Genomic DNA, 25881 nt, shown 5'->3' on the forward strand with positions numbered 1-25881 from the left:
GGCTAGCACCGGCCCGGACGGCATTTCGACTTGATGGGGGCAATTGGCAGGTCATATGCTCTTTGTTCAGGCCATATGGAGGTCAGAGTGTCTGCAGATGACGAGGTGGACGGTCATATGGACGCCGCCGACCGGCGCATCCTCGGCGTCCTGGCGCAGGACGGGCGCATCTCCATCACCGATCTCGCAAGCCGCGTCGGCCTGTCGAAGACGCCGTGTCTTTCCCGCTTCCGCAAGCTCATCGCCGAGGGCTACATCGAGGGCTTCCGGGCCATCCTGAATCCGGGAAAGATGGACCTCGCCCACGTGGCCTTCGCCGAGGTGAAGCTCACCCACACCCATGAGCAGGCGCTGCAGAGCTTCAACGCGGCGGTGAAGGCGATCCGCGAGGTGGAGGAGTGCCACATGATCGCCGGACGCTTCGACTACCTTCTGAAGATCCGCACCCGGGACATCCGCCGCTACCGGCTGGTGCTGGGGGAGAAGATCTCCGCCTTGCCCTATGTCGCCTCCACTTCCACCAACGTGGCCATGGAGACGGTGAAGGAGACCGGCTTCGCCGGCCGCCAGAAGGTCTGAGGCCCCACGGCCTCGCCCGCCGCGCACGGGTGCTTTGCCCGCGCGGGAGGTTCGCGGCCGGGGAGCGCTCGTTTAGGCTGGGGCCTCCGGAACGTCTCCGGCACGTCCGCCCGGCATCTGAATTCGGCAGGAGACCGCCATGTCCGTCCGCGCCCCCCTCGACGCCCGTGTCGGCGAGGTCACCGAACGCATTGTCCGCCGCAGCCGGGACGGCCGCGCCCGCTATCTCGACCGCATCGCCGCGGCGGCCGACCACCATCCGCGCCGGCAGGCGCTGGGCTGCGCCAACCAGGCCCACGGCTTCGCTGCCTGCGGTCCGGGCGACAAGGCCATGCTGCGCGAGGGCCAGGGGCCGAGCCTCGGCATCGTCACCGCCTACAACGACATGCTGTCCGCCCACCGGCCCTACGAGCGCTACCCCGAGCTTCTGCGCGAGGCCGCGCGGGAGGCCGGCGGCGTGGCGCTGGTGGCGGGCGGCGTGCCGGCCATGTGCGACGGCATCACCCAGGGCGAGGCGGGCATGGAATTGTCCCTGTTCTCGCGCGACGTGATCGCCCTCTCCACCGCCGTGGCCCTGTCGCACCAGACGTTCGATGCGGCGGTGTTCCTCGGCATCTGCGACAAGATCGTGCCGGGGCTCGTCATCGGCGCGCTGGCGTTCGGACATCTGCCGGCGGTGTTCATCCCCTCCGGCCCCATGACCAGCGGCCTGCCCAATGCGGAGAAATCCCGCGTGCGCCAGCTCTATGCCGAGGGCAAGCTGGGCCGCGACGCGCTGCTGGAGGCGGAGAGCCAGTCCTACCACGGGCCCGGCACCTGCACCTTCTACGGCACCGCCAACACCAACCAGATGCTCATGGAGATCATGGGCCTGCACCTGCCCGGCGCGTCCTTCGTCACCCCCGACACGCCGCTGCGGGACGCGCTGACGCGGGCGGCGGCCCAGCGCGCTTTGGCGATGACCGCCCTCGGCAACGACTACATCCCCGCCGGGCGGATGCTGGACGAGAAGGCCTTCGTGAACGGCATCGTCGGCCTGCACGCCACCGGCGGCTCCACCAACCACACGCTGCATCTGGTGGCCATGGCGGCGGCGGCCGGCATCACCTTGACCTGGGACGACTTCTCGGTGCTGGCCGAGATGACGCCGCTGCTCGCCCGCGTCTATCCCAACGGCACGGCGGACGTGAACCATTTCCATGCGGCCGGCGGCGTGCCCTACGTCATCCGCGAGCTCTTGGGCGCCGGGCTGCTGCATGGCGATGCCGGCACCATTCTCGGGCAGGGGCTGGAGGCCTACACCCGCGAGCCGGTGCTGGCCGACGATGGCACGCTCGCATGGCGGGAGGCAGCGGAGGCCTCGGGCGACGAGAAGGTGCTCCGCGGCGTCGCTGCGCCGTTCCAGCCCACCGGCGGGCTGAAGGTGCTGGACGGCAATCTGGGCCGGGCGGTCATCAAGACCTCGGCGGTGGCGCCGGAGCGGCATGTGGTGGAGGCCCCGGCGCGGGTGTTCCACGCGCAGGAGGAGCTTCAGGCCGCCTTCAAGGCCGGCGAGCTCACCGGCGACATGGTGGCGGTGGTGCGCTTCCAGGGGCCGAAGGCCAACGGCATGCCTGAGCTGCACAAGCTGATGCCGCCGCTGGGCGTGCTGCAGGATCGCGGGCTCCGGGTGGCGCTGGTCACCGACGGGCGCCTCTCCGGCGCCTCCGGCAAGGTGCCGGCCGCCATCCACGTCACGCCCGAGGCGGTGGAGGGCGGCGCCATCGCCTGCATCCGAGATGGCGACATGGTGCGGGTCGATGCGGTCACCGGCCGGCTGGAAGTGCTGGTGCCGGAAGCCGAATGGGCCGCCCGCGCGCCGGCGGAAGCAGACCTTTCCGCCTCCCATGCCGGCGTGGGGCGCGAGCTGTTCGCCCCCTTCCGCGCCGCGGTGGGGCCGGCGGACCGGGGGGCGGCCATCTTCGGAGGCTGAGGCGCGGCGCGCGTGCGGCAGGCGGATCGGGGAAAGCAGCCTTGGTGGGTGAGGCCGATGCTGGCGCCACCCCCGGCAGGCCGCCGCCGTGCCCTGACGGCATCGATCATGTGGGCGATGGCCTTGGACCATGCCTCTGCTCGTCGCGTGAGGTTGGTGGCCATCCTCCGGACGAGGGGCGACTGCCGCCGCGTGGGCGGCGCGCCCGGAGACGGCGGGGTCGGGTCTTGCCCGTGGATGGGTTTGAGGCGCCCGGAGGATGGGGGCGGCCTGTGGCTCCGGCGCGACGCCGGTCCTCGTTCGCCCGCCGCCGAGCCGTGGCGGAGCAGGGGGCGATGATCGCTCGATGTCCGGTCGGTCCCGTTCGCGAAGCGCCGAGCGCGTCCAGACGGCTTGGTCAGCCCGGCTCGGTCCCGTTGGCGGCGAGGACGGCGCCGGCCAGATAGAGCGAGCCGGCGATGAGCACGCGCGGCGGCGGCACCTGCGGCATGCCATCGGCGGGGCGGGCGATGGAGATGGCGTCCAGCGCGCTGGCCACGTCCGGCGCCACCCGCGCGGCGATGCCGAGGCCGGCGGCGGCGGCGGCCACGTCCTCGGGCTTCAGGCCGGCATGGTCGCCGGGGACCGGCACGGCGATGGCCTCGCGCACCAGCCCCGCGAACGGGGCGAGGAAGCCTGTCACGTCCTTGGTGCCGAGCATGCCGAGCACCAGCACCAGCGGCCGCGAATAGCGCTCCTCCAGCTCGCACAGGGCATGGGCGAGGGCGGCGCCGCCGGCGGCATTGTGCCCGCCGTCCAGCCACACCTCGACGCCGGCGGGGGCGCGCGCGACCAGCGGGCCGGGCGGCAGGCGCTGCAGCCGCGCCGGCCAGTCGGCGCCGAGAATCCCGGCCTGAAGCGCGGTGGCATCGCTGCCGGCGGCAAGGCCCGCCGCCCGGAGCGCCGCCACCGCGAGGCCGGCATTGTCGATCTGGTGCGGACCCACGAGGCGCGGGCGCGGCAGGTCCATCAGGCCATTCTCGTCGGCATAGACGAGGCGCCCGGCCTCCTCTCCGACGTTCCAGTGCTCGCCGCGCACGAACAGCGGGGCGAGCTTGCGGGCGGCTGCGCGCTCCACCACCTCCAGCGCCTCCGGCGCCTGCGCGCCCACCACGACCGGGGTGCGGGGCTTGATGATGCCGGCCTTCTCGCCGGCAATGGCCGCGAGCGTCGTGCCGAGGAAGTCCACGTGGTCGATGGAGACGGGCGTGATGACGGTCGCGAGCGGCGCGTCCACCACATTGGTGGCGTCGAGCCGGCCGCCGAGCCCCACCTCCAGCAGCAGCACGTCGGCCGGATGCTCGGCGAACAGCAGCAGCGCGGCGGCGGTGGTGATCTCGAACAGGGTGATGGGCGCGCCGGCGTTGGCCGCCTCCGCCCGGTCGAGGGCATCGGCGAGGGGCGCGTCCTCCACCAGCCGCCCGGCGAGGCGGATGCGCTCGTTGAAGCGCACCAGATGGGGCGATGTGTAGACGTGCACCCGCTGGCCGGCGGCCTCCAGCATGGCGCGCATGAAGGCGATGGTGGAGCCCTTGCCGTTGGTGCCCGCCACATGGATCACCGGCGGCAGCCGCCGCTCGGGATGGCCGAGCGCGTCGAGCAGACGCTCCATCCGCGAGAGCGTGAGGTCGATCTTCTTGGGATGGAGCCCGGCGAGGCGGGTCAGGATCTCGTCGGTGGCGCGCGCGGGCCGGGGCGGGGTCGAGGGCAGCGGCATCGTCATTCCGGCGCGGGCGCCGGGCGCCCGCTCTCGTCCCCTCGTCAGGCGGCTTCGGGGCGGGGCAGGCGGCCCTTGGGCGGCAGCGCCGGCGCCTTCATGAGCAGGCGGCAGAGCCGGCCGAGCGTGTCGCGCATCTCGTGGCGGTGGACCACCATGTCGAGCATGCCGTGCTCGCGCAGGTATTCGGCGCGCTGGAAGCCGTCGGGCAGCTTCTCGCGGATGGTCTGCTCGATCACGCGCGGGCCGGCGAAGCCGATGAGCGAGCCGGGCTCGGAGATCTGGATGTCGCCGAGCATGGCGTAGGAGGCGGTGACGCCGCCCGTGGTCGGGTTGGTGAGCACCACGATGTAGGGCTTCTTCGCCTCGCGCAGCTCCTGGATGGCGGCGGTGGTGCGCGGCATCTGCATGAGGGAGAGGATGCCCTCCTGCATGCGGGCTCCGCCCGAGGCGGCGAACATGATGAAGGGCGTGCCCTTGGCGGCGGCCGTCTCCAGCCCCTTCACCACCGCCTCGCCGGCGGCCATGCCGAGCGAGCCGCCCATGAAGCCGAAATCCTGCACCGCGATGGTCACCGGCAGCTCGGTGAGGAGGCCGGTGGCCACCTTCACCGCGTCCTGGTAGCCGGTCTTGGCGCGGGCGTCCTTGAGGCGGTCGATGTAGCGGCGCTCGTCGCGGAACTTGAGCGGGTCGGTGGCGACCTCGGGCAGGGGCACCTCGTCATAGGCGCCGTCGTCGAAGGTGGACTTCAGCCGGGTCACCGCGTCCATGCGCATGTGATAGCCCGACGCCGGAATGACGTAGAGGTTCGCCTCGAGATCCTTGTGGAACACCATCTGCCCGGTCTCCGGGCACTTCACCCAGAGGTTCTCGGGGACCTCGCGCCGCGCCAGGAAGTCGCGGATCTTCGGGCGGACGACGTTGGAAATCCAGTTCACGGGGTCATCTCCGGCACGGAGGACGCGGCGCCGCGCTGCAGCGCACATAGTCCTCCCTCAGCCTTAATGGCAAGTCCGACACGGCGAAAGTGCGGCGATCGCCACTGTGACGCTTCATTTGCCTCACGGTCCGGCCGGAAACGGTCCTGCCCGGCCCGTCGGAACGCGCCGGCGCGACGCTCAGCGGCGGATGGACCGCACCGCCTCGGCCAGCTCCTCCGCCAGCGCCGTGACGCCCGGCAGGGTGTTGGCGGTGGCCTTGCCCTCGGTGTCGAGGGTGCGCCGGACCACTTCCACCAGCGCCGAGCCCACCACCACCGCATCGGCGCCGGCGGCGATGGCCTTCGCCTGCTCGGGCGTCTTCACGCCGAAGCCGACGGCCACGGGAAGCGGGGTGTGGCCCTTGATGCGCGCCACCGCCTGCGCCACCACGCCGGCATCGGGGGTGGCCGAGCCGGTGATGCCGGTGATGGAGACGTAATAGACGAAGCCCGCCGTGTTCTTCAGCACCGTCGGCAGGCGCTTGTCGTCAGTGGTGGGGGTGGCGAGGCGGATGAAGTCGAGCCCGGCGGAGAGGGCGGGAAGGCACAGCTCCTCGTCTTCCTCCGGCGGCAGGTCCACCACGATCAGCCCGTCCACCCCGGCCACCTTGGCGTCGGTGAGGAAGCGTTCCACGCCGTAGACGTAGATGGGGTTGAAGTAGCCCATCAGCACCACGGGGGTGGTGTGGTCCTCCTCGCGGAAGGCGCGGACCATGGCGATGGTCTTGGCCAGCGTCTGCCCGGCCTTGAGCGCGCGCAGGCCGGCGGCCTGGATGGCGGGGCCGTCGGCCATGGGATCGGTGAAGGGCACGCCCAGCTCGATCACGTCGGCGCCGGCCCCCGGCAGGGCCTTCAGGATGGCCAGCGAGGTCTCCCCGTCGGGGTCGCCGGCCGTGATGAAGGTGACGAGGCCGGGGCGGCCTTCCTCTTTCAGGGCGGCGAAACGGTCGGAGATGCGGGTGGTCATGAGCCTGCCTGGCTGGAGAAGGGGGAGGGCGACGGCCTACTTCTGGCCGTCGATGGCGCAGTCGGCGCGGGTGGCCGAGGAGGCGCCGAGCATGCGCACCTGATCGGTGCCGGTCACGCCGGGAACGATGGCGAACAGCACGGTGGACGACTTGCCCAGCGCGCGCTTGCCGGCGAAGAACGCGCAGGTCACCTGCGTCTGCGCCACCACGTCGGCGCCGTTGTTCTTCACCGCCACGGTCACATAGGCGCCGGCGGGGTCGGTGCGCACCTTGCCGGGCGTGAGCTCGAGCGTGGCGGCCGATGCCGCGGCCGGAAGGAGCAGAACGGCGCAGGCGGCAGAGGCGACGGTGAGCGCGGAGCGGAAGGGCGTCATAGTCTCGTCCCCAGTATCTCCGCCACCTGGGGCACGTCCTTGTCCCCGCGGCCGGAGAGGTTCACGACCATCAGGTGGTCCTTCGCCCGCTTGGGCGCATGCTCGATGACCTTGGCGATGGCATGGGCCGATTCCAGCGCCGGGATGATGCCCTCGAGCCGGGTCAGGAGCTGGAAGGCGTCGAGCGCCTCCTGGTCGGTGCAACTGAGGTAGGTCACCCGGCCCACGTCGTTCAGCCAGGAATGCTCGGGCCCGATGCCGGGATAATCGAGGCCGGCCGAGATGGAATGGGCCTCGATGATCTGGCCGTCGTCGTCCATCAGCAGGTAGGTGCGGTTGCCGTGCAGCACGCCGGGGCGTCCGCCGGCGATGGAGGCGGCGTGCTCGTGGGTGTCGAGGCCGCGCCCGGCCGCCTCCACGCCGTAGATCTCCACCGAGGGATCATCCAGGAACGGGTGGAACAGGCCCATGGCGTTCGAGCCGCCGCCCACGCAGGCGATCAGGCTGTCCGGCAGGCGGCCTTCCAGCTCCAGCATCTGCTCGCGGGTCTCGCGGCCGATGATCGACTGGAAGTCGCGCACCATGGCGGGATAGGGGTGCGGGCCGGCCACGGTGCCGATGCAATAGAAGGTGTCGTGCACGTTGGTCACCCAGTCGCGCAGCGCCTCGTTCATGGCGTCCTTCAGGGTGCGCGAGCCGGACTGCACGGGCACCACTTCGGCGCCCAGCATCTTCATGCGGAACACGTTGGGGGCCTGCCGCTCCACGTCGACGGCGCCCATGTAGACCACGCACTTCAGGCCGAAGCGCGCGCACAGGGTGGCGGTGGCGACCCCGTGCTGACCGGCGCCGGTCTCGGCGATCACCCGGCCCTTGCCCATGCGGCGGGCCAGCAGGATCTGGCCGAGCACGTTGTTCACCTTGTGGGAGCCGGTGTGGTTCAGCTCCTCGCGCTTCAGATAGATCTTGGCGCCACCCAGATGCTCTGTGAGGCGCTCGGCGAAATAGAGCGGCGAGGGGCGGCCGACGTAGTGGGTGAGATAGCCGGCCATCTCCGCGTGATAGGCGGGATCGGCCTTGGCCGCCTCGTAGGCCTGCTCCAGCTCCAGGATCAGCGGCATCAGCGTCTCGGCGACGAAACGCCCGCCGTGGATGCCGAAGTGGCCCCGATGGTCGGGTCCGGTGCGATAGGAATTGAGAGCGGTCACGACGCGGGAACTTTCGGTGAGAGATCTTCGGGTCCGTCCGCCGCCGCAGCGCGGGCCGGGTGGTCGGGAGCGCCGGCGGCCGCCTTGCGGGCCGCCGCGACGAAGGCGCGGATCTTGTCGGGCGACTTCACGCCGGGCGCATCCTCCACGCCCGACGATACGTCCACACCGTCCATCCGGACCTCGCGCAGCGCCTGCGACACATTGTCGGCATTGAGGCCACCGGAAAGCATGAGTGGCCGCCCCACGTCAAGGCCGGCCACCAGGCTCCAGTCGAACGGGCGGCCGTTGCCGCCGGGCAGGAGCGCGCCGGGATCGGGCCGGGCGTCGAACAGGATGCGGTCGGCGACGGCGGCATAGGCCGGCAGCACGTCGAGATCCTCGCGCCGGCCCACCGGCAGCGCCTTCATCACCGGCAGGCGGAAGCGGGCGCGGACGGCGGCGACGCGCTCGGGCGTCTCATGGCCGTGCAGCTGGAGAATGTCGGGCGAGAGCGCGGCGATGACGGAGGCGACGAGATCGTCGTCCGGGTCCACCAGCAGCGCCACCTTGCCGGCCCGGCCCGCCACCCGCGCGGCGAGCGCGGGCGCGAGCGCCAAGTGCAGGTGGCGCGGGCTCTTGGGGAAATGCACGAAGCCGACGAGGTCCGCGCCGGCCTCCAGGGCCGCGTCGAGCGCATCGTCGGTGCGGATGCCGCAGATCTTGACCTCGAGGCGCCGCGCGCCGGGGCCGCTGTGATCGCTTGCCATCGTATCAACCTAGAGCACCGGCCGTCCGGCGCGCAACGCGGCCCGCCGGACCGCGCCCATCCTCGCTGCGGGAGGAGCGCCGGGCGGCCGCGCCGCTCAGGTCTCCACGCGGGTGAACTGGCCCGCCTTGCGGAAGCGCCAGAGGTAGGTCGGCAGCACCGTGGAGAGCGCGGCCGGCGACACGTCGAGCCCGGCGAAGGTGCGGCCCTCGGCCTGGGCGGCCTGCGACACCACATTGTCCACGCGCAGCATGGCCACCTGATCGGTGGTCAAGGGCGCGCCGGGCGCCCACTGGGTCAGCTTGGCGCCGAGATTGGCGAGGCCGAACGGCACCGGCAGCAGGATGCGGCGGGCGCAGATCTCGCGCAGCGTCAGCTCCATGAGCTCGCGGAAGGTGCGCACCTCCGGCCCGCCCAGCTCATAGGTGGCGCCGGCGGTGGCCTTGCCGTCCACCGCGCGCAGCACGGCGGCGGCCACGTCGCCCACGAACACCGGCTGGAACTTGGTCTCGCCGCCGCCGATCAGCGGCAGCACCGGGGAGAAGCGCGCCAGCGCCGCGAAGCGGTTGAAGAAGTCGTCCTCGGGGCCGAACACGACCGAGGGGCGCAGGATGACGGCGTCGGGCACGGCGGCGCGGACCGCGGCCTCGCCTTCCGCCTTGCTGCGGCCGTAGCCCGAGGGGGAGGCGGCGTCGGCGCCGATGGCCGAGACATGCACCAGCGGCGCGCCCTGGGCGGTGGTCGCCTTCGCGATGGCGCGGGCGCCGGCCACATGGACCGCATCGAAGCTCTGGCGGCCGGACTGGGCCAGCACGCCCACGAGGTTCACCACCGCCTCGGCGCCGTCCACCGCGCGGGCGACGCTGTCGGGGTAGCGGACGTTGGCCTGGCTCAGCTGGATCTGGCCGACGAAGCCGAGGGGCTGGAGGAAGCCGGCGAGCTCGGGGCGCCGCACCGCCACCCGCACGCGATAGCCGCGCATGGCCAGCGCGCGCACCACGTGGCGGCCGAGAAAGCCCGATCCGCCGAACACCGTCACCAGGCTGTCGCTTACAGGACGATCGGTCACCGTCACTTCGCTCATGCCGAACCCCCGCTCGCCGGCGCTCTGCCGGTCTGCCTTATATAGAATGTGTCGAGCACATACGCGATGCGGCACCGGTCCGTAAAGCCGCCGCTTTGCCGCTGCCGCGGGGCGCTCCGGCAACTGACGTATTGACGCGGACGCGCGCCGACCCTATAAGCCCGGCACTTCGCTGGCGGCATGTCCGCCGGCTTGTTCCGCCATTCATGCGCGACGCGGATCGGCCATTCGGGCCGTGACGCCGGGCGCGAACCAGCAAGGACGGCCGATGGCCAATACGCCTTCCGCCAAGAAGGCGGTGCGCAAGATCGCGCGCCGCACCGAAGTGAACCGGTCTCGCCGCTCCCGCGTGCGCACCTTCCTGCGCAAGCTCGAGGATGCCATCGCCACCGGCGACGCCACCGCTGCCACCGTCGCGTTCAAGGCCGTCGAGCCGGAGATCATGCGCGCGGTGACCAAGGGCGTGATCCACAAGAACACGGCCTCCCGCAAGGTTTCGCGTCTCGCGGCCCGGGTGAAGAGCCTCAGCGCCTGATCCTGCCGCCACGCGGTTGCTGACCAGATCAAAAGGCCCGGCACTGCCGGGCCTTTTTGATTTGACGTCGCCCCGGTTTCACTGCCGGGCGACGCGCCTCGACTTGCCCACGGGCGCGGGCGGGGCGGCAGGTGGCCTCCCGCCGGAGTGGGCCGGGCAGGGCCGTGCGACCGGCCACGGGCGCGACTCCGATTCTGCGGCAGCGTCAAGAGGGCCCCCGGGCGCCTCCCGCACCGGCAAAATAGGGCCGGTCTGAGACCGATCAGAAAAATGACATCCTCCTGAAAGGCTTACTGGCCAAAGGTCCGAAAGCTCCGAAACGGACCCATTTCAGGGGTATGGGAAGACCGTCCCGCGCAGAGCCGGGCGCCCGGCCGGGTGGCGCGGTGACGTATGGAATCTCACTGTCCCGACAGAGGTTTGCCGGCTGATGTCAGCGGTCGGTCGGAAGCGGCGGGGGCGGCACTTTTTCCCGCTATTCCACTGGGTGGGGGAAAGGCGTTGCACCCCCAAAGGGGCCTGTGTATGTTCAACCTCACTCCGGGAGCGACACCGGGGTTCACCGAAAGAATGAAGTTTTCACGGCTCTTCGTGGATGAGGAGGGGGTGTACTGTGCCAGTATTCATTCTCCGCCCTCCTGGCCATCGCCGTGTTTTGTATGCGTACGACCTTCATTCATCGGCGCTATGCTGAGAGTGGTGATCTGATCCCATCTCCCGGCACCTTTTAGAACAAGCAAAAATCTGGTTCATTCCAACGGCCGCCGATGTTTCTTCGTCGGCGGAAATGGGGCGGCTATGACTTCAGGCACTCAGGCGGCAGCGGACGCGGCAGCAGTTCCAGCTTCAGTTCCGGCTTTCGCGCGCTCTGCGCGGATCGCCGGAGAGCTCCGCTCCGGGCGCCTGTGCGCCACCTCCCCCAGCGGCTTCCGGACGTGCGCATGATGTTGCGCTGAAGGCCGTGACGGCGCCCCGGCGGCGCACCTGAAATCAACCTCATCCGCAAGGCGCGCGCTGCCCTCACGGGCGCGACAGGCCTTGGCGTCTCCAACCAGGGAACCGCTTTGAAAGGCGGTGGGAGCTCTATGCTCAAGCCTCATTCCCCGGAAGCCCCGCGCTCCGGTTCCGCCCCGTTCCGTCCGGCCCTCGCCGGGGCCGCCGACGCCGAGGGGACGACCACCCCGTGGGAGCGGGTGCGCCAGCGCCTGCGGGAGGAGATCGGCGAGGAGAAGTTCACCAGCTGGTTCGCGCGCATGGACCTCGACGGGCTGACCGCCGACGTGGTGCAGCTCTCGGTCCCCACGCGCTTCCTCAAGTCCTGGATCCAGGAGAATTACCTCCCGCGCATCGCCGACATCTGGGCCGAGGAGAGCGGCACGCGCCGTCGCGTCGACCTTGCCGTGCGCAATGCCTTCGCCCGCCCGGTGGCCCTGAAGGCGTCCGCCCCGCGCGAGGTGGTGAGCGAGCGCACCGAGCCGCGCGCCATCGAGCCGCGCGCTCCCGCCCGCGCCGCCGAGACCCGCTCCGAGCCGCGCGAGACGCAGGCCGCCCAGCCGGGCGCCGCGCTCTCCGGCGCCGTGGCGGATGTGGCCTCGGGCTCGCCGCTCGATCCGCGCTTGACGTTCGAGACCTTCGTGGTGGGCAAGTCCAACTCGCTGGCGTTCGCCGCCGCGCGCCAGGTGGCCGAGGCGGCCAGCGGCGCCGCCCCCATCTTCAACCCGCTCTATCTCCATGCGGCGGTCGGCCTCGGCAAGACCCACCTGCTGCAGGCGGTGGCGCGCGCCGGCGTGACCGGCGGGCGGCGCACCACCTATCTCACCGCCGAGCGCTTCATGTACGGCTTCGTCGCCGCGCTGAAGACCCATTCGGCCATCGCCTTCAAGGACGCCCTGCGCACCATCGACACGCTGGTGATCGATGACCTGCAGTTCCTGAAGGGCAACAACCTGCAGCAGGAATTCTGCCACACCCTCAATGCCCTGCTGGATGGCGGGCGGCAGGTGGTGGTGGCGGCCGACTGCCCGCCCGGCGAGCTGGAGCATCTGGACGAGCGCGTGCGCTCGCGCCTTGCCGGCGGCCTCGTGGTGGAGCTGGGCCAGCTGGAGGAGGAGCTGCGGCTCGAGATCCTCAAGTCGCGCTACCAGGCGCTGGCCGATCAGCACCAGGGCTTCGCCGTGCCGGCGCCGGTGCTGGAGTTCCTCGCCCGCAGCGTCGGCCAGAGCGGGCGCGACCTCGATGGCGCGCTGAACAAGCTGCTCGCCTTCAACCAGCTCACCGGCGAGCCGGTGACCCTGGAGATGGCCGAGAACGCGGTGAAGGACCTCGTCCGCCCGGCCGACCCCAAGCGGGTGCGGGTGGACGACATCCTGCGCGTGGTCTCCAAGCACTACAACGTGTCGCGCGCCGACCTGCTGTCCCAGCGCCGCACCGCCACCGTGGTGAAGCCGCGCCAGATCGCCATGTATCTGGCCAAGACCCTCACCCTGCGCTCGCTGCCGGAGATCGGCCGGCGCTTCGGCGGGCGCGACCACACCACCGTGCTGCACGCGGTGCGCAAGATCGACGGCCTGATCGCCACCGACCGGGCGCTGGCGGACGAGATCGAGGTGCTGAAGCGCCTCACCCTGGAAGCCTGAGCCGCGCGCCGGGCCAGCGCCTGCGCGGCGTTGTGCGAAATCCGGCGCCATGCCCGCTTTAATCGCACTGCGGGCCTTGCCTTGGCGCGCCGCGGGCGGCAATGTCGGCGGCCCGGCGCCCGTCCCGGCGGGCGCCCGCGCAAGGGGACATCCGTCCCTCCGCGTGCCAGCCACCCGGTGAACGCACCCCGTCGGTTCCGGCGGGCGCGGCGGACGCCTTTCCCGAACGACGAGGCGGACCTGACCTGCGGGGTTCAAGATCCTGCGGCCGGCCGGCTCGGAAGCGAAGAGTGAACGGGTCAGGACCATGAAGGTCACCGTCGAGCGCGCCGAGCTTCTCAAATCGCTCAGCCACGTGCATCGCGTGGTGGAGCGGCGCAACACCATCCCGATCCTCGCCAACGTGCTGATCAAGGCCGGCCCCGGCGGGCTCGAGCTGAAGGCCACCGACCTCGATCTCGAGGTGGTGGAGGGCGTGACGGCCGAGGTCGGCCAGCCGGGCGCCACCACGGTGCCGGCCCACGTGCTCTACGACATCGTCCGCAAGCTGCCCGAGGGGGCGCAGGTGCAGCTGGAGGCCGGCGGCGACCGCGGCACCCTCACCGTGCGCGCCTCCCGCGCCCGGTTCCAGCTCCAGACCCTGCCCGAGGCCGATTTCCCGGACCTCGCCGCCGGCGAGTTCTCCCACACCTTCAAGGTGAAGGGCGCGGACTTCCGCCGCCTGGTGGACAAGACCCAGTTCGCCATCTCCACCGAGGAGACGCGCTACTATCTGAACGGCATCTACCTGCACGTCACCGAGGGCGCGGGCGGCAAGTCCATGCTGCGCGCGGTGGCGACCGACGGCCACCGCCTCGCCCAGGCCGAGCTGGAGGCGCCGCAGGGCGCGGCCGGCCTGCCGGGCGTGATCGTGCCGCGCAAGACCGTGGCCGAGATCCAGAAGCTGCTGGAGGACAAGGAAGCGGAGGCCACCGTCTCCCTGTCCGCCACCAAGATCCGCGTGCAGGTGGGCGCCATCGTGCTCACCTCCAAGCTGATCGACGGCACCTTCCCGGATTATGGGCGGGTGATCCCCCAGGGCAACGACAAGACCCTCAACGTGGACAAGGACGAGTTCGCCGCCGCGGTGGACCGCGTCTCCACCGTGTCCAGCGAGCGCGGACGGGCGGTGAAGCTCTCCCTCACCGAGGGCAAGATGACCCTGTCCGTGACCAATCCGGATTCGGGCAGCGCCACCGAGGAGCTGGAGGTGGAGTATTCCGCCGAGCCGCTCGATATCGGTTTCAACTCGCGCTACCTGCTGGACATCACCTCGCAGCTCGAGGGCGACACGGCGGAGCTGAAGCTCGCCGATCCCGGCTCGCCCACGCTGGTGCGCGATTCCACCAAGACCGACGCGCTCTACGTCCTCATGCCCATGCGGGTGTGAGGCGGCGGCCGCGCGGTTGCCGTTCCGCCGTCCCGGTCGATTCGGCGGGGCGGAGGCTCCGCCGGCGTGTACCGGTCGGGCATGCCTCGATCCCGCGCCGAGGTTCCGTGCCCGATGCTCGTCCGCGTCCGGACGCCACGGGATTGAGCCAAATCTTCGGGCCAGCGCTTCGAGCCCAGCCCGGAAGCGACCATCCTGACGCGCGGGCGCTCGGCGGGGATCTCGCCCCAAGGCTCTCCTCTCCCCGGACCGGCGCCTTGAGCGCGGGCCGGATCTGTCCTCGGGCCGGGCCGATGCTGCGGTGGCGGTCCTCCGCTGCCATGGCGTGGTCATGCGGCCCACGCTCCCTGTCCCGCATCGCGGCCGAACCTCATGCCCCATGCCGCCGTCCTGAAGCTCTCCCTCACCGCCTTCCGCTCCTATGGCGCGGCGCAGGTGAGTGTCGGCGCGGGTGCGGGCGGGAACGCGGGGCCGGTGGTGCTCACCGGGCCGAACGGCGCGGGCAAGACCAATGTGCTGGAGGCCATCTCCTTCCTCTCCCCCGGGCGCGGCCTGCGCCGGGCGCAGCTGGCCGAGGTGGGCCATCGCGCCGGGGATCGCCATGGCGATGACGCTTCCGGACCGGCAACGCCCTGGGCGGTCTCGGCGCTGGTGGAGGGGGCGCTGAGCGAGGCACGCCTCGGCACCGGGTTCGATCCCGCGCAGGAAGGCGGCCAGCGGCGCTGCCGCATCGATGGCGAGCCGGCGCCCTCCGCCAACGCCTTCCTCGATCACCTCAAGGTGCTGTGGCTGACCCCGGAGATGGACGGCCTGTTCCTTGGTCCGCCCGGCGAGCGGCGGCGCTATCTGGACCGGCTGGTGCTGGCGGTGGACGGCAGCCACGGCACCCGCGTCAACGGGCTGGAGCGGGCGCTCCGGTCGCGCAACCGGCTCTTGGAGGAGAACGGCTCGGCCCGCTTCCTCGATGCGGTGGAGCACGAGGTGGCGGAGCTGGCGGTGGCGGTGGCGGCGGCGCGGCTGGAGACGGTGGCGCGCCTCGGCGCCGAGATCGCCGCCCATCGCGACGGGGCCTCCCCCTTCCCTTCGGCCCAGCTGGCGCTGGACGGGGCGGTGGAGCGCCTCATTGCCGATCATCCTGCGCTGGAGGTGGAAGACCGCTACCGCGCGATCCTGCGCGAGGGCCGCGGGCGCGACCGCGCCGCCGGGCGCACGCTGGAGGGGCCGCACCTCACCGATCTTGCCGTGCGCCACGCGGAGAAGGGGCTGCCGGCGGCGCGCTGCTCCACCGGGGAGCAGAAGTCGCTGCTGATCGGCCTGACCCTGTCCCACGCACGCCTCGTGAGCGCCATGCAGGGCCTCTCCCCCGTGCTGCTGCTGGACGACGTGGTGGCCTATCTCGACGCCGACCGCCGCGCCGGCCTGTTCGAGGCGCTGCGGCGTCTCGGCGCGCAGGTGTGGATGACAGGGGCCGACCCTGCCGCCTTCGCCGCGCTGGAGGGGGCGGAGCGGTTCACGGTGGCGCCGGGCGTCATCGCCCGCGCCTGAGGCGGGGCAGTGCCGTCCTGCGCGCCGGAGCGTGACCGGCGCTGCGCTCGGCGCCCGGACAGCGTGTTGGCGCGGGACGCCCGGGCGTTCGCCCCGATGCCTGAACCGGGGAGCCGCCCGCGCGGGCCCTTCCGGTGGCGACGCGGCTGAATTAAAAGGCCGTCATGCCCATCCGCCCCGCCACCCCCGACGACATCCCCGCCATCGCTGCCATCTATGACGAGGCCGTGCGCACCGGCACCGCATCGTTCGAGCTGACCCCCCCGGGCGTCGCCGAGATGGCGCGCCGCCACGCCGCGCTGGTGGAGGGAGGCTATCCCTATCTGGTGATGGAGGAGGCGGGCACGATCCTCGGCTATGCCTATGCCGGCGCCTTCCGCCCGCGCATCGCCTATCGCCACACGGTGGAGAATTCCATCTATGTGGCGCCGGCGGCGCAGGGCCGCGGCATCGGCCGGGCGCTGCTGGAGGCGCTGGTGGAGGAATGCGCCGCGCGCGGCTTCCGCCAGATGGTGGCGGTGATCGGCGACAGCGCCAACACCGGCTCCATCGCGCTCCACGCCGCGTGCGGCTTCGCGCATGTGGGGGTGCTCGCCGCCACCGGCCTCAAGTTCGGCCGGTGGATCGACACGGTGCTGATGCAGCGCGCCCTCGGCTCCGGCGCGGCGGGCGTGCCGGAGGAGGCGGATCTCGGCTTCAGCGGGTGATCAGCGTGCCCGCGCCGTGGTCGGTGAGCAGCTCCAGCAGCACCGCGTGCGGCACCTTGCCGTCGAGGATGACCACGCCTTCCACGCCCTTCTCCAGGGCATAGATGCAGGTCTCCACCTTCGGGATCATGCCGCCGGAGATGGTGCCGTCGGCGATCAGAGCCCGCGCCTCGGTGACGGTGAGGCGGGGGATCAGCTGCTTGTTCTTGTCCAGCACGCCCGGCACGTCGGTGAGCAGCAGGAAGCGCTTGGCCCCGAGCGCGCCGGCGATGGCCCCAGCGAAGGTGTCGGCGTTCACGTTGTAGGTGCCGCCATCCACCGCCGCCGCCACCGGGGCGAGCACGGGGATGAGGTCCCGGCCGAGGATCTGGTCGAGCACGGTGGTGTCCACCGTGTCGGGCTCGCCGACGAAGCCGAGGTCCACCTCGTGCGCGTCGTCGCCGCCGTTGGAGACGAGCACGCGGTGCGCCTTGCGGGCGCGCACCATGTTGCCATCCTTGCCGCACAGGCCGATGGCGGTGCCGCCGGCCTCGTTGATGAAGCCGACGATCTGCTTGTTGATGGAGCCGGCCAGCACCATCTCGACGATCTCGACCGTGGCCTTGTCGGTGATGCGCAGGCCGGCGGCGAACTCGGACTTGATGCCGAGCTTCTGCAGCATGGCGCCGATCTGCGGCCCGCCGCCGTGCACCACCACCGGGTTCACGCCAGACTGCTCGAGCAGCACGATGTCCTGCGCGAAGGTGCGCGCGCCCTCCTCGCCGCTGATAGCATGGCCGCCGTACTTCACCACGACGATGGCGTCGTCGTAGCGCTGCATGTGCGGCAATGCGCGGGCCAGAACCTCGGCCTGCAGCTGGGCATCCGAAACGGCGGTGGAATCGGTCATGACGGGCTCGCTCGTGGTCGGCGGTTGCTGGCCGCCGGGGCGGCGCCCTTCTAGAGCATTTTCGCGCGGAGGGGAAACCGGATCCCATGAAGAAAATGCGACAACTCAAGCCCCTAGGCGTTGCCTTGAATCCCGGCGGAGGCGGGCACGGGGCGCCGGCAGCGTGGTCCGGAGGAAGTGCGTGCCGTCGGCGCGGCAACGCGCTACATTCCGCAGGGTTAGTCTTCCCCCGGTCGCGGAAAGGTGATCTGAAGCGGCCACCGGGCCAACACATTCGCGGCGCCAGAGCCTCCGCCACCGGATGCGGCCCCGGCCCCGCCCGCTGCAGCCTGCCCCTCGAGCCATCGCCAGAGACTAGCACGGCCCCACATGACCGCCATTCTGCCCGCCGCACATCCCGCCGCCTCCGGCCCTCACCACCCGCCGCCGGAACGCCGCCCGCATGACCTGCGGCGCCGCTCGATCCTGTTGCTGTTCGTGGCCTGCCTGGTGCTGGTGGCGATCCCCATCGTCACTCATCCGATCCCGCCCCTGTCGGACTACGTGAACCACCTCGCGCGCATGCACGTCATCGCCGTGCTGCCCGAGGACAAGGACATCGCGCGGTTCTACCACCTCAGCTGGTCGATCCTGCCCAACCTGATGATGGACCTGGTGGTGCCGGTCATCGACCGGGTGGTGAACATCTACGCCGCCGGCGAGATCTACACGCTGATGTGCTTCGCGCTCATCACCGGCGGCACGCTGGCGCTGAACCGGGCGCTGTTCGGCCTGTGGTCGGCGCTGCCGCTGCTGGCGTTCCCGCTGCTGTACAACGGCATCTTCCTCATCGGGGTGATGAACTATTACTTCGGCATCGGCCTGATGCTGTGCGCGCTGGCCGCATGGGTCTACCTGCGCGACCGGCCGTGGCCTTGGCGCTACGGGGTCTCGATCCTCTTCATCATCGCCCTGTTCTTCTGCCACCTGTTCGCCGCCGGCGTGTACGGCGTCGGCATCCTGGCGTTCGAGCTCGACCGCCTGCGCCAGACCCGCGGCCGCCCGCTCGGGCCGCGGCTCGTGGCGTTCGTCACGGCGGGGTTGCCGTTCGCACTGATCGTGCCGCTGCTGATCGCCAGCCCCACCTGGGGCCTGTCCGGCGAGAACTCCTGGGAGCCGCAGGGCAAGGTCGCCGGCATCGAGATGGTGGTGAACCTCTATTTCGATTACGTCGCCATCGCCCTCACCAGCGTGGTGGTGCTGGCCGGCCTGTGGGCGGCGCGCCACCGGCTGCTGCACATCCATTCCATGATGCTGCCGCTGGTGCTGGTGGCTGGCGCGGTCTATCTCGCCATGCCGCGCGTGGTGTTCGCCACCTACATGGCGGACCAGCGCTTGCCGGTGGCCATCGCCTTCCTCGTGCTCGCGGCCATGCGGGTGGACCTGCGCAACCGCCTCGCCCGGCGCGGCTTCGCGGTGGTGCTGATCCTGATGGTGGCGGTGCGCGTGGGCGAGGTGCAGGTGGTGTGGGACCGCCTGTCCCAGTGGACGGTGGCGTTCCGCCAGTCGGTGAACCTCATCAAGCCCGGCTCGCGCATCCTCGTCGCCTATGCCGACGTGCAGGGCGGCAACGACCCCTCCGATCTCGGCCTGGTGCACGCCGCCTGCCTCGCCATGATCGAGAAGTCGTCGCTGGTCACCACCGCTTTCACGGTGAAGGGCAAGCAGATCCTGCGCACCAACCAGCCCTACCGCAGCCACGTGGACACCGAGGACGGCACCCCGCCGCAGATCGAGCAGCTGCTCATCACCGAGGAGGAGCCCACCGCCGACGGTCCGCGCTACTGGGACCTCTGGCCCCAGCATTTCGATTATGTCTATGTGCTGTTCACCGAGCGGGGCGCGCCGAATCCCGACAGCGACCGCCTCAAGCTGCTGTTCGAGGGCGAACGCTTCCAGCTCTACCAGGTGATCCCGCCGGCCGCGCCGCCCTCCTGAGGGCGGTGTCACGCCGGCGTCATCCTTCGGTGCAAGGCAGGCCGGCCCGGCCGATCCGTGGAGCCAAGATGGAAACCGTCCTCACCAACGCGCGCCTCATCCTCGACGACGGCGTCGTCGCCGGCACGCTCACGGTGCGGGACGGCCGCATCGCCGCGGTGGACGGCGGGCGCAGCCAGCTGCCGGCGGCGGTGGATTGCGAGGGCGACTTCATCGCTCCCGGCATCATCGATCTGCACACCGACGCGCTGGAAGGCCATTTCGTGCCGCGCCCGCGCGTGGTCTGGCCCGATGCCCGCGCCGCCGCCCTCGCCCATGACGGGCAGGCGGTGGCGAGCGGCATCACCACCGTGTTCGACGCCATCTGCGCCGGCGGCTTCGACCAGGCGAAGGCCGAGCGGCGCGAGCTGTTCCAGGTGATGCTGGACGCGGTGGAGGCGGGCGGCGGCCTGTTCCGCGCCGACCACCGCATCCACCTGCGCTGCGAGATGACCGACCCCGACCTCATCGAGCTGGTGGAGCCGGCGCTGGAGCGGCGGTCCCTCGCCTTCGCCTCGCTCATGGACCACACCCCCGGCGCCCGCCAGTGGCGCAACGTGGAGGTGCTGCGCAACTTCCTGCTGGGCATCGGCAAGGAAGCCGAGGAGGCCGAGCGCGAGATCGCCGAGCGCACCGCCCGCGGCCGCGCCAACGTGGAGCGCAATTTCGCCCCGCTGGCCGACATGCTGGCTGCGACCGGGCTGATCATGGCGAGCCACGACGACACCACCGACGACCATGTGGAGCAGGCGGTGGCCGCCGGCTGCACCGTGAGCGAGTTCCCCACCACCCGCGAGGCGGCGGTGGCGGCGCGTGCCGCCGGCCTCGCCACCATCGGCGGCGCGCCCAACGTGGTGCGCGGCGGCTCCCACTCGGGCGGCGTCGCCATGGGCGCGCTGGCGCAGGAGGGGCTGGTGGACGCCCTCGCCTCCGACTACGTGCCGGCCAGCCTGCTGCAGGCGGCGACGCGGCTGCACCTCGCCGACGCCATGCCGCTGGCCGATGCCATGGCCCTCGTCACCCGCAATCCCGCCCGCATGGCCGGCCTCGATGATCGCGGCCGCCTCGTCGAGGGCCTGCGGGCCGACCTGCTGCGCTTCCGCATCGTCGAGACCACGCCGGTGGTCCGCCAGGTGCTGGTGGAAGGCGCGCGGGTGTTCTGACCGCGGGCGGCTCGCGGACCCGCCCGGCCGTCACCGGCGGGCCCCCGCGCACAGGACTGGATGCGGCGTCGGGAGCCCGGTCGGCCGCGGTGCCGGCTGGGCCGCGCGTCCGCCGCCCCTGGCCCGGATTCGGCGTGGCGTCGGAAGAGGGCAGCGCTGCTGCGTTCCCGGCGCGGGACCGGGTCGCGTCGTCATCGCCTTGCCCCGTAGCCGCTGGGCGCTCAGGGTCCTGAGGCCGCGCCAACGATCAGCGGATACGCCGCGCCTCTTTCGCGTCGCCCCTGCATGGGTGCTTCTTTACGGCTGGGGGGTGCGCCCCTTGCCGATGCCGCCCCGATCCCCTGCGGACGTCCCGCGTGTTGCCGCAATCGCCGGGCACCCGCATCAGCCATCGGAAGCAGCCACGGGGCGGCGCCGCAGCGGCGAGGAGAGGCATGATGCAGTCGATGAGGATGCGGGCGCGCGTGGTCCGGAGCGAGAGGCGCCTGCGCGCCGGGGCCATCGGCACCCTGCTGGCCCTGATGCTCGCGGTGCCGGCCGTGGCGGGGGATTTCGCCGACGGCGATGCCGGCGGCCCCGATCAATGGCGGGTCGTGGGCCTATCGGCGGGCGACACGCTCGCCGTGCGGGCCGCGCCGGGGCGGTCCCATGCCGAGGTCGCGCGGGCGGGGGAGGGCGCGCAGCTCGCCAATCTGGGCTGTCGCCGCACCTCGGCCGGCCGCTGGTGCAAGGTCCGCACGATGGCCGGCGTCACCGGCTGGGCCTATGGCCGCTATCTGAGGGAGTGAAGGCGCCGCCGGTGCCCGCCCGCACCGGGCGGGGCGACAGGCCCGGATGGCGCGGCGCCGTTCCGTGCCGGGGCCTCATCGGCGGATTGCCGACGCTGGTTCCGACACATGTGTCCGGACCGGGCTTGACCCGGAGGACGGCAGGCTTCCGGCGCCGAAAGGCCGCGCCGGGCCTTCACGTTCCGGCTCGCGCGCCAGTCCCGCGTCCGGCGCCCGGGGCCACCCGGCGCTGCTCAGAACAGCGGCGGCACGTAGCCCACGGGGAACCCGGCCAGCTTCAGCGCGCCGGCATCGAAGCCGAGGGCGAACAGGGCGCCCTTGCGGCCTTCCACCTGCGTTGGCTTGCCCACCATGGCGAGCGCGGAGACGATGGGCGCCACGTCGCGGGGGATCACGCCGGCCTTGTCCAGCCCCTGCACCAGGTCGCTGATGCCGGCGAAGGCGAGATCCAGCTTGCCGTTGAGCTGTCCCTGCGCGTCGAGGGCCACGGCCCCGGTGGCGCTGATCGCGACCTTCGGCGCGGTGATGACGAAGCGGTCCAGCTTGGCCACGCCTCCGGCCGCCGCCCAGGCGCGCAGCCGCTGCGCCACCGGCATGGGCCGCAGGTCGGCGGAGGCGGTGACGGTGCCCTGCAGCGTCATGTCCACCGGGCCGGCGACGCCGAGGGCGGCCAGCAGCGCGCTTTCCCCGCCCTTCAGGCCGGCGGCGTAGTCCACCCCGTCGGGCTTGCCGTCGGTGGTGGGAGCGCGGCGGGCGTGGAATTCGAACAGGTGCGCGGACAGCAGCGGACGGGCGGCTGCGCCGGTAGCGCCGGTGGCGCCCGACAGCTCCAGCCGCGGCTCATGCGCCTGCACCGACAGGCGCTGCGGCTGGCCGGAGAGGTCACCCACCCCGCTCATCTGCAGCAGAGCCCAGTTGGCGGCATAGGCCTCGCCGGTCACGAGGTCCTCCACCCGCGCGGGGCCGGTGAACTCGGCCACGATGTGGCTCGGCGCCCACACCTGCGCCACCGCCTGGGCGGAGACCGCGGTGAAGCGGAAGGCGTCGCCGCCGCGCGTCTGTAGGCTCGGCGCGCGACAGCGCAGCTCGAAGCGGAAGGGGAAGCCGGCGAGGCTGCGGTCGCCGCAGCTCCATACCCGTCCCAGTTGGGCCTCGCGGCCGATCCAGGCGTCGATCTCGCGCTCGGCCCGGTTGGCGGCATAGAACCACAGGCCGGACCAGAGCACCGCGAGGATCACCAGCAGCGCGAGCGGCACGATGACGATCCAGGGCTTGCGGCGGGGCGAGGGGGCTTCGGCTGCGGTCATGAACGTCCTCGGTCTCGGGCGCCGGCTGCACGCTGGCTTGCGGTGGCCGGTGCCGGCTGTTAGGCGACGCTCCGGCGGTTCTGTCAACGGCGCGGTGCGTCCGGCGCGGCGGGCCGCCCTGAACCGGAGGCGGATCGGACGCGATGGGCGAAGATGGCGCGGCAGCGCGCGGCGATGTCTGGGTGTTCGCCTACGGCTCTCTCATGTGGAACCCCGGCTTCGCCTTCGCGGAACGGTGCGAGGCGCGCCTGACGGGGGCGCACCGGGCGCTGTGCGTCTATTCGTTCCACCATCGCGGCACGCCGGAGCAGCCGGGGCTGGTGCTGGGGCTGGATCTGGGCGGCGCCTGCCGCGGCATCGCCTATCGGGTGGCGGCGGCGGACTGGCCCGCGACCCACGCCTATCTCACCGAGCGCGAGCAGATCTCCGGCGTGTACCGCGAGGTGCACCGGCGCATCCGCCTGCTGGATGGCTCGGACCGCGACGCGCCGGCGGTCGCCTATCTGGTCAACCGTGCCCACACGCAGTACGCGCGCGGCCTCTCGCTCGAGCACCAGCTGCATCTGGTGCGTCGCTCGCACGGCAAGTCGGGGCCGAACACGGAATATGTGCTGGCCACGGTGCGGGCGCTGGAGAACCTCGGCATCCACGACAGCGGGCTGGCCTTCATCGCCCGCCATCTGGCGGGACCGGCCGTCTCCGGCGATCTCGATCCGCCCGGCGGCGATGCGGCGGACCGCACGGGCTGAGGCCGGAGGATCAAGCAGCGCGGCGGCAGCACGCGGGCGGGGTTTCGGAGTGGACGATGCCGGCGGGCCTTGGGGTGGGCCGATCCGGCCGGCGCCGGGCCGCTGACCCGCCGATCCGGATGGGGGCGCACCTCTGTGCCGGGCGCACCGGCGGCACGAGGCAGGGTGCATACTCGATCCGCCCCCGCGGCGATGCAGCTGACCGCACGGGCTGAGGCCGGCGGATCAAGCGGTGCGGCGGCAGCACGCGGCCGGGGCTCTGAGCGGATGGTGCCGGCCGCCTTGGCGTGGGCCGATCCGGACGGCGCCGGGCCACTGACCAACCGATCCAGATGAGGGCGCACCCCTCTGTGCCGGGCGCACCGGCGGCCCGAGCCTGGGTGCAGACTCGATCCGCCCCACGGCGATGCGGCGGACCGCACGGGCTGAGGCCGGCGGATCAAGCGGTGCGACGGCAGCACGCGGCCGGGGTTTCGGAGTGGACGATGCCGGCGCGCCTTGGCGTGGGCCGATCCGGACGACGCCGGGCGACTGACCAACCGATCCGGATAGGGGGCACAGCCCAGTGCCGGGCGCACCGGCGGCGCGAGCCAGGATGCAGACTTGATCCGCCCCCGCGGCGATGCGGCGGGCCGCACGGGCTGAGGCCGGCGGATCAAGCGGTGCGACGGCAGCACGCGGCCGGGGTTTCGGAGTGGACGATGCCGGCGCGCTTTGGCGTGGGCTGATCCAGACGGCGCCGGGCCACTGACCCGCCGATACGGATGGGGGCGGCCGCCTGTGCCGGGCGCACCGGCGGCGCGAGGCAGGATGGCATAGCGGAGGGCGCGCTTGCACGCTCAGCGGTGACCGGTCGGAGCAAGGAGGGGTTTTCGTGCCGGGGGCGGGTAACCCAGTATCCGGCGCCTGGCGCCTGGCGTGGGCGCTGAATCAATGGAGTTCAGGGGAGGTGCGTTCGCCAGAGGCAGGCATTTGGCCCCGACATCTGGCCCCGGGCATTTCACCCTGAGGTCCTTCACCCCCGAGGCATTCGGCCCTCAGGCGCTCCACCCCTCAAGCGGTTCGGCTCCAGCCTTCATGCCGGCGCGGTGGCTCGCGCGCTGGGTTTGCCCCGGCAGTCGGGCGGGCGTGATCGGCCCCTGTCAGGCCGCGTGGCGGCGGTCCGGACGGCAGCGGAGGGGGACGACGGGAACCGGCAGTCCGGCGGCGCGGGCCGAGAGCCGGGCGGAGCCGCGCTCCAGCAGCCGACGCAGCAGCGGCGCATCCTCCTCGCCGAAGACATGCACGTGGATCTCGTCCGCGCGCATACGCTCGGCGGCGAGGCGTGCCGGCTCGCCGGCGGGGCCGGCCCACATGGCGATGGAGCCCGCCGGCGTGCGCCGGGTGACCAGCGCCAGCGCGTCCGGATAATCGGGACAGGCGGTGGACGGATACACCGAGAACACATGGCGCGCGCCGTTCTCGTCGCGCCAGAAACGATAGCGCGCACCGAGCCCGCCGACCTTCAAACCATTGAGGTTGCCGGCATCAACGAGGGGGACGAGGAGCGAATCAGTTGCGTTCATGAGAACGAAACTAGAACGATCCGCCGCCCTCGATCAAGAGTTTTCCACAGGGGTGGACAACGGGGATGACTGAGTGCTTCCGGAGGCACCTGCGGCGCGCTCCCGCAGGTGCTCCGGCGCGTTCTTTCCAAGCGCCTTCAGCCCCTCTTCCAGCAGCCGGTCGCTGGCGGTCTCGATGTCCTGCTCCAGCCGGGCCATGAAGGCGGCGCGGCCGAGGCCGGGCGGGATGGGCGGCAGCACTTCCACCAGGATGGTGCCGGGCCGCCGCAGCAGGGCGCGGCGCGGCCAGTAGAGGCCGGAATTGAGCGCGACCGGCAGGCACGGCACGCCGAGGCTGGAATAGAGGTGCGCCACGCCGAACTTGTAGTCGGGCGGCGCTCCGGCGGCGCGGCGGGTGCCTTCCGGGAAGATCAGGATTTGCCGGCCCTCGGCCATGTCGGCCTTGGCGCGGCGGGTCATGGCCTTCAGCGCGCCCGAGCCGCCCTTGCGGTCCACCGGGATCATCCGCGCCTTGGCGGCAAACCAGCCGAACACCGGAATGCGCATCAGCTCCTGTTTCAGGATGAAGGCGGGATCGGAGAACAGCGGCAGCAGCGCGAACGTCTCCCACGCCGACTGGTGCTTGGCGGCGATCAGCAGCGGGCCGGGCGGGATGTTCTCGAGGCCGCGGAATTCCGCCTTCGTGCCCACCAGCACGCGCAGCAGCCAGCTGTTCGTCGCCACCCACCACATGACGCCGGTACGCCACAGGGTGTGGCGGGAGATGAACGGCAGCAGCGGCAGGAACGCCAGCATGTAGAGCGTGGTCACCGCGTAGAAGGCGACCTGGAAGGCGAGCGAGCCGAGCACGCGCGGGACAATCACGTCGGGTTTCTCCATGGCCG

General features: G+C 71.7%; 22 protein-coding genes. 11 read left to right on the forward strand and 11 right to left on the reverse strand.

What is annotated here, in order from left to right:
• Positions 1 to 117: 117 nt before the first annotated feature.
• The gene (locus V5F49_RS11525) at positions 118 to 579 is read left to right on the forward strand and encodes an Lrp/AsnC ligand binding domain-containing protein (protein ID WP_394115878.1); all 462 of its coding nucleotides are present in this window, start codon (positions 118 to 120) and stop codon (positions 577 to 579) included.
• Positions 580 to 718: 139 nt separating this feature from the next.
• A complete protein-coding gene (gene edd, locus V5F49_RS11530) occupies positions 719 to 2551 on the forward strand; it encodes a phosphogluconate dehydratase (protein WP_394115669.1) in 1833 nt (610 codons plus the stop codon).
• Between the two features lie 397 nt (positions 2552 to 2948).
• Here edd and V5F49_RS11535 read toward each other — a convergent pair whose 3' ends face one another.
• The 7 genes from V5F49_RS11535 to V5F49_RS11565 form a co-directional block, all read right to left on the reverse strand.
• The gene (locus tag V5F49_RS11535) at positions 2949 to 4313 is read right to left on the reverse strand and encodes a bifunctional folylpolyglutamate synthase/dihydrofolate synthase (RefSeq protein WP_394115668.1); all 1365 of its coding nucleotides are present in this window, start codon (positions 4311 to 4313) and stop codon (positions 2949 to 2951) included.
• 38 nt (positions 4314 to 4351) lie between these two features.
• The gene (gene accD / locus V5F49_RS11540; protein ID WP_394115667.1) at positions 4352 to 5245 is read right to left on the reverse strand and encodes an acetyl-CoA carboxylase, carboxyltransferase subunit beta; all 894 of its coding nucleotides are present in this window, start codon (positions 5243 to 5245) and stop codon (positions 4352 to 4354) included.
• Between the two features lie 180 nt (positions 5246 to 5425).
• On the reverse strand, positions 5426 to 6253 hold the full coding sequence (gene trpA / locus V5F49_RS11545; RefSeq protein ID WP_394115666.1) for a tryptophan synthase subunit alpha: 828 nt from the start codon (positions 6251 to 6253) through the stop codon (positions 5426 to 5428).
• Between the two features lie 36 nt (positions 6254 to 6289).
• Complete coding sequence (locus tag V5F49_RS11550; protein ID WP_394115665.1) at positions 6290 to 6628, reverse strand: hypothetical protein; 339 nt, start codon at positions 6626 to 6628, stop codon at positions 6290 to 6292.
• Positions 6625 to 7836 carry a tryptophan synthase subunit beta gene (gene trpB, locus V5F49_RS11555; RefSeq protein WP_394115664.1) on the reverse strand — a complete coding sequence of 404 codons (1212 nt, stop codon included), beginning with the start codon at positions 7834 to 7836 and terminating at the stop codon, positions 6625 to 6627. Before trpB ends, V5F49_RS11550 begins: the two co-directional genes overlap by 4 nt.
• Positions 7833 to 8585, reverse strand: a complete 753-nt coding sequence (locus tag V5F49_RS11560; protein WP_394115663.1) for a phosphoribosylanthranilate isomerase — start codon at positions 8583 to 8585, stop codon at positions 7833 to 7835. Before V5F49_RS11560 ends, trpB begins: the two co-directional genes overlap by 4 nt.
• Before the next feature lie 96 nt (positions 8586 to 8681).
• Positions 8682 to 9668 carry a complex I NDUFA9 subunit family protein gene (locus V5F49_RS11565; RefSeq protein ID WP_394115662.1) on the reverse strand — a complete coding sequence of 329 codons (987 nt, stop codon included), beginning with the start codon at positions 9666 to 9668 and terminating at the stop codon, positions 8682 to 8684.
• 268 nt (positions 9669 to 9936) lie between these two features.
• Here V5F49_RS11565 and rpsT point away from each other — a divergent pair, with 268 nt between their 5' ends.
• The 5 genes from rpsT to V5F49_RS11590 all read left to right on the forward strand — a co-directional run bounded on the left by rpsT (position 9937) and on the right by V5F49_RS11590 (position 16520).
• A complete protein-coding gene (rpsT, locus tag V5F49_RS11570; protein ID WP_394115661.1) occupies positions 9937 to 10203 on the forward strand; it encodes a 30S ribosomal protein S20 in 267 nt (88 codons plus the stop codon).
• 1085 nt (positions 10204 to 11288) lie between these two features.
• Positions 11289 to 12839, forward strand: coding sequence for a chromosomal replication initiator protein DnaA (gene dnaA / locus V5F49_RS11575; RefSeq protein WP_394115660.1), 1551 nt, complete (start codon positions 11289 to 11291; stop codon positions 12837 to 12839).
• 307 nt (positions 12840 to 13146) lie between these two features.
• Positions 13147 to 14268: a DNA polymerase III subunit beta gene (dnaN, locus tag V5F49_RS11580; protein ID WP_394115659.1), complete on the forward strand. Its 1122-nt coding sequence runs from the start codon at positions 13147 to 13149 to the stop codon at positions 14266 to 14268.
• Positions 14269 to 14640: 372 nt separating this feature from the next.
• Complete coding sequence (recF, locus tag V5F49_RS11585) at positions 14641 to 15813, forward strand: DNA replication/repair protein RecF (RefSeq protein WP_394115658.1); 1173 nt, start codon at positions 14641 to 14643, stop codon at positions 15811 to 15813.
• A gap of 164 nt (positions 15814 to 15977) precedes the next feature.
• Complete coding sequence (locus V5F49_RS11590) at positions 15978 to 16520, forward strand: GNAT family N-acetyltransferase (RefSeq protein WP_394115657.1); 543 nt, start codon at positions 15978 to 15980, stop codon at positions 16518 to 16520.
• On the opposite strand, the gene argB is transcribed toward V5F49_RS11590, so the two are convergent.
• Entirely contained in the window at positions 16510 to 17409 is a 900-nt protein-coding gene (gene argB / locus V5F49_RS11595; protein ID WP_394115656.1) for an acetylglutamate kinase, read from the reverse strand. The genes V5F49_RS11590 and argB overlap by 11 nt on opposite strands.
• A 369-nt stretch (positions 17410 to 17778) precedes the next feature.
• Between argB and V5F49_RS11600 the strand changes: the two genes are divergently transcribed.
• The 3 genes from V5F49_RS11600 (at position 17779) to V5F49_RS11610 (ending at position 21376) form a co-directional block, all read left to right on the forward strand.
• Positions 17779 to 19386: a hypothetical protein gene (locus V5F49_RS11600; RefSeq protein ID WP_394115655.1), complete on the forward strand. Its 1608-nt coding sequence runs from the start codon at positions 17779 to 17781 to the stop codon at positions 19384 to 19386.
• Positions 19387 to 19454: 68 nt separating this feature from the next.
• Complete coding sequence (locus tag V5F49_RS11605) at positions 19455 to 20588, forward strand: alpha-D-ribose 1-methylphosphonate 5-triphosphate diphosphatase (protein WP_394115654.1); 1134 nt, start codon at positions 19455 to 19457, stop codon at positions 20586 to 20588.
• A gap of 437 nt (positions 20589 to 21025) precedes the next feature.
• Positions 21026 to 21376, forward strand: coding sequence for an SH3 domain-containing protein (locus V5F49_RS11610; protein ID WP_509210670.1), 351 nt, complete (start codon positions 21026 to 21028; stop codon positions 21374 to 21376).
• Between the two features lie 233 nt (positions 21377 to 21609).
• Here V5F49_RS11610 and V5F49_RS11615 read toward each other — a convergent pair whose 3' ends face one another.
• A complete protein-coding gene (locus tag V5F49_RS11615; protein WP_394115652.1) occupies positions 21610 to 22683 on the reverse strand; it encodes a DUF2125 domain-containing protein in 1074 nt (357 codons plus the stop codon).
• A gap of 143 nt (positions 22684 to 22826) precedes the next feature.
• On the opposite strand from V5F49_RS11615, the gene V5F49_RS11620 reads away from it, so the two are divergent.
• Positions 22827 to 23432 carry a gamma-glutamylcyclotransferase gene (locus V5F49_RS11620; RefSeq protein WP_394115651.1) on the forward strand — a complete coding sequence of 202 codons (606 nt, stop codon included), beginning with the start codon at positions 22827 to 22829 and terminating at the stop codon, positions 23430 to 23432.
• Between the two features lie 1142 nt (positions 23433 to 24574).
• On the opposite strand, the gene V5F49_RS11625 is transcribed toward V5F49_RS11620, so the two are convergent.
• Both V5F49_RS11625 and V5F49_RS11630 read right to left on the reverse strand, forming a co-directional pair.
• Positions 24575 to 24997, reverse strand: a complete 423-nt coding sequence (locus V5F49_RS11625) for a hypothetical protein (protein ID WP_394115650.1) — start codon at positions 24995 to 24997, stop codon at positions 24575 to 24577.
• A gap of 33 nt (positions 24998 to 25030) precedes the next feature.
• Positions 25031 to 25876, reverse strand: coding sequence for a lysophospholipid acyltransferase family protein (locus V5F49_RS11630; protein ID WP_394115649.1), 846 nt, complete (start codon positions 25874 to 25876; stop codon positions 25031 to 25033).
• Between the last annotated feature and the right edge of the window lie 5 nt (positions 25877 to 25881).

This window comes from Xanthobacter lutulentifluminis (genome assembly GCF_043194675.2).
In the GTDB taxonomy this organism is placed as follows: domain Bacteria; phylum Pseudomonadota; class Alphaproteobacteria; order Rhizobiales; family Xanthobacteraceae; genus Xanthobacter.

Bases quoted from the DNA above. Each gene is read 5' to 3' on its own strand.
- V5F49_RS11525 (WP_394115878.1), top strand. From the start codon at position 118: ATGGACGCCGCCGACCGGCGCATCCTCGGCGTCCTGGCGCAGGACGGG.
- edd (WP_394115669.1), top strand. From the start codon at position 719: ATGTCCGTCCGCGCCCCCCTCGACGCCCGTGTCGGCGAGGTCACCGAA.
- V5F49_RS11535 (WP_394115668.1), bottom strand. From the start codon at position 4,313: ATGACGATGCCGCTGCCCTCGACCCCGCCCCGGCCCGCGCGCGCCACC.
- trpA (WP_394115666.1), bottom strand. From the start codon at position 6,253: ATGACCACCCGCATCTCCGACCGTTTCGCCGCCCTGAAAGAGGAAGGC.
- V5F49_RS11550 (WP_394115665.1), bottom strand. From the start codon at position 6,628: ATGACGCCCTTCCGCTCCGCGCTCACCGTCGCCTCTGCCGCCTGCGCC.
- V5F49_RS11560 (WP_394115663.1), bottom strand. From the start codon at position 8,585: ATGGCAAGCGATCACAGCGGCCCCGGCGCGCGGCGCCTCGAGGTCAAG.
- V5F49_RS11565 (WP_394115662.1), bottom strand. From the start codon at position 9,668: ATGAGCGAAGTGACGGTGACCGATCGTCCTGTAAGCGACAGCCTGGTG.
- rpsT (WP_394115661.1), top strand. From the start codon at position 9,937: ATGGCCAATACGCCTTCCGCCAAGAAGGCGGTGCGCAAGATCGCGCGC.
- dnaA (WP_394115660.1), top strand. From the start codon at position 11,289: ATGCTCAAGCCTCATTCCCCGGAAGCCCCGCGCTCCGGTTCCGCCCCG.
- dnaN (WP_394115659.1), top strand. From the start codon at position 13,147: ATGAAGGTCACCGTCGAGCGCGCCGAGCTTCTCAAATCGCTCAGCCAC.
- recF (WP_394115658.1), top strand. From the start codon at position 14,641: ATGCCCCATGCCGCCGTCCTGAAGCTCTCCCTCACCGCCTTCCGCTCC.
- V5F49_RS11590 (WP_394115657.1), top strand. From the start codon at position 15,978: ATGCCCATCCGCCCCGCCACCCCCGACGACATCCCCGCCATCGCTGCC.
- argB (WP_394115656.1), bottom strand. From the start codon at position 17,409: ATGACCGATTCCACCGCCGTTTCGGATGCCCAGCTGCAGGCCGAGGTT.
- V5F49_RS11600 (WP_394115655.1), top strand. From the start codon at position 17,779: ATGACCGCCATTCTGCCCGCCGCACATCCCGCCGCCTCCGGCCCTCAC.
- V5F49_RS11605 (WP_394115654.1), top strand. From the start codon at position 19,455: ATGGAAACCGTCCTCACCAACGCGCGCCTCATCCTCGACGACGGCGTC.
- V5F49_RS11610 (WP_509210670.1), top strand. From the start codon at position 21,026: ATGCAGTCGATGAGGATGCGGGCGCGCGTGGTCCGGAGCGAGAGGCGC.
- V5F49_RS11615 (WP_394115652.1), bottom strand. From the start codon at position 22,683: ATGACCGCAGCCGAAGCCCCCTCGCCCCGCCGCAAGCCCTGGATCGTC.
- V5F49_RS11620 (WP_394115651.1), top strand. From the start codon at position 22,827: ATGGGCGAAGATGGCGCGGCAGCGCGCGGCGATGTCTGGGTGTTCGCC.
- V5F49_RS11625 (WP_394115650.1), bottom strand. From the start codon at position 24,997: ATGAACGCAACTGATTCGCTCCTCGTCCCCCTCGTTGATGCCGGCAAC.
- V5F49_RS11630 (WP_394115649.1), bottom strand. From the start codon at position 25,876: ATGGAGAAACCCGACGTGATTGTCCCGCGCGTGCTCGGCTCGCTCGCC.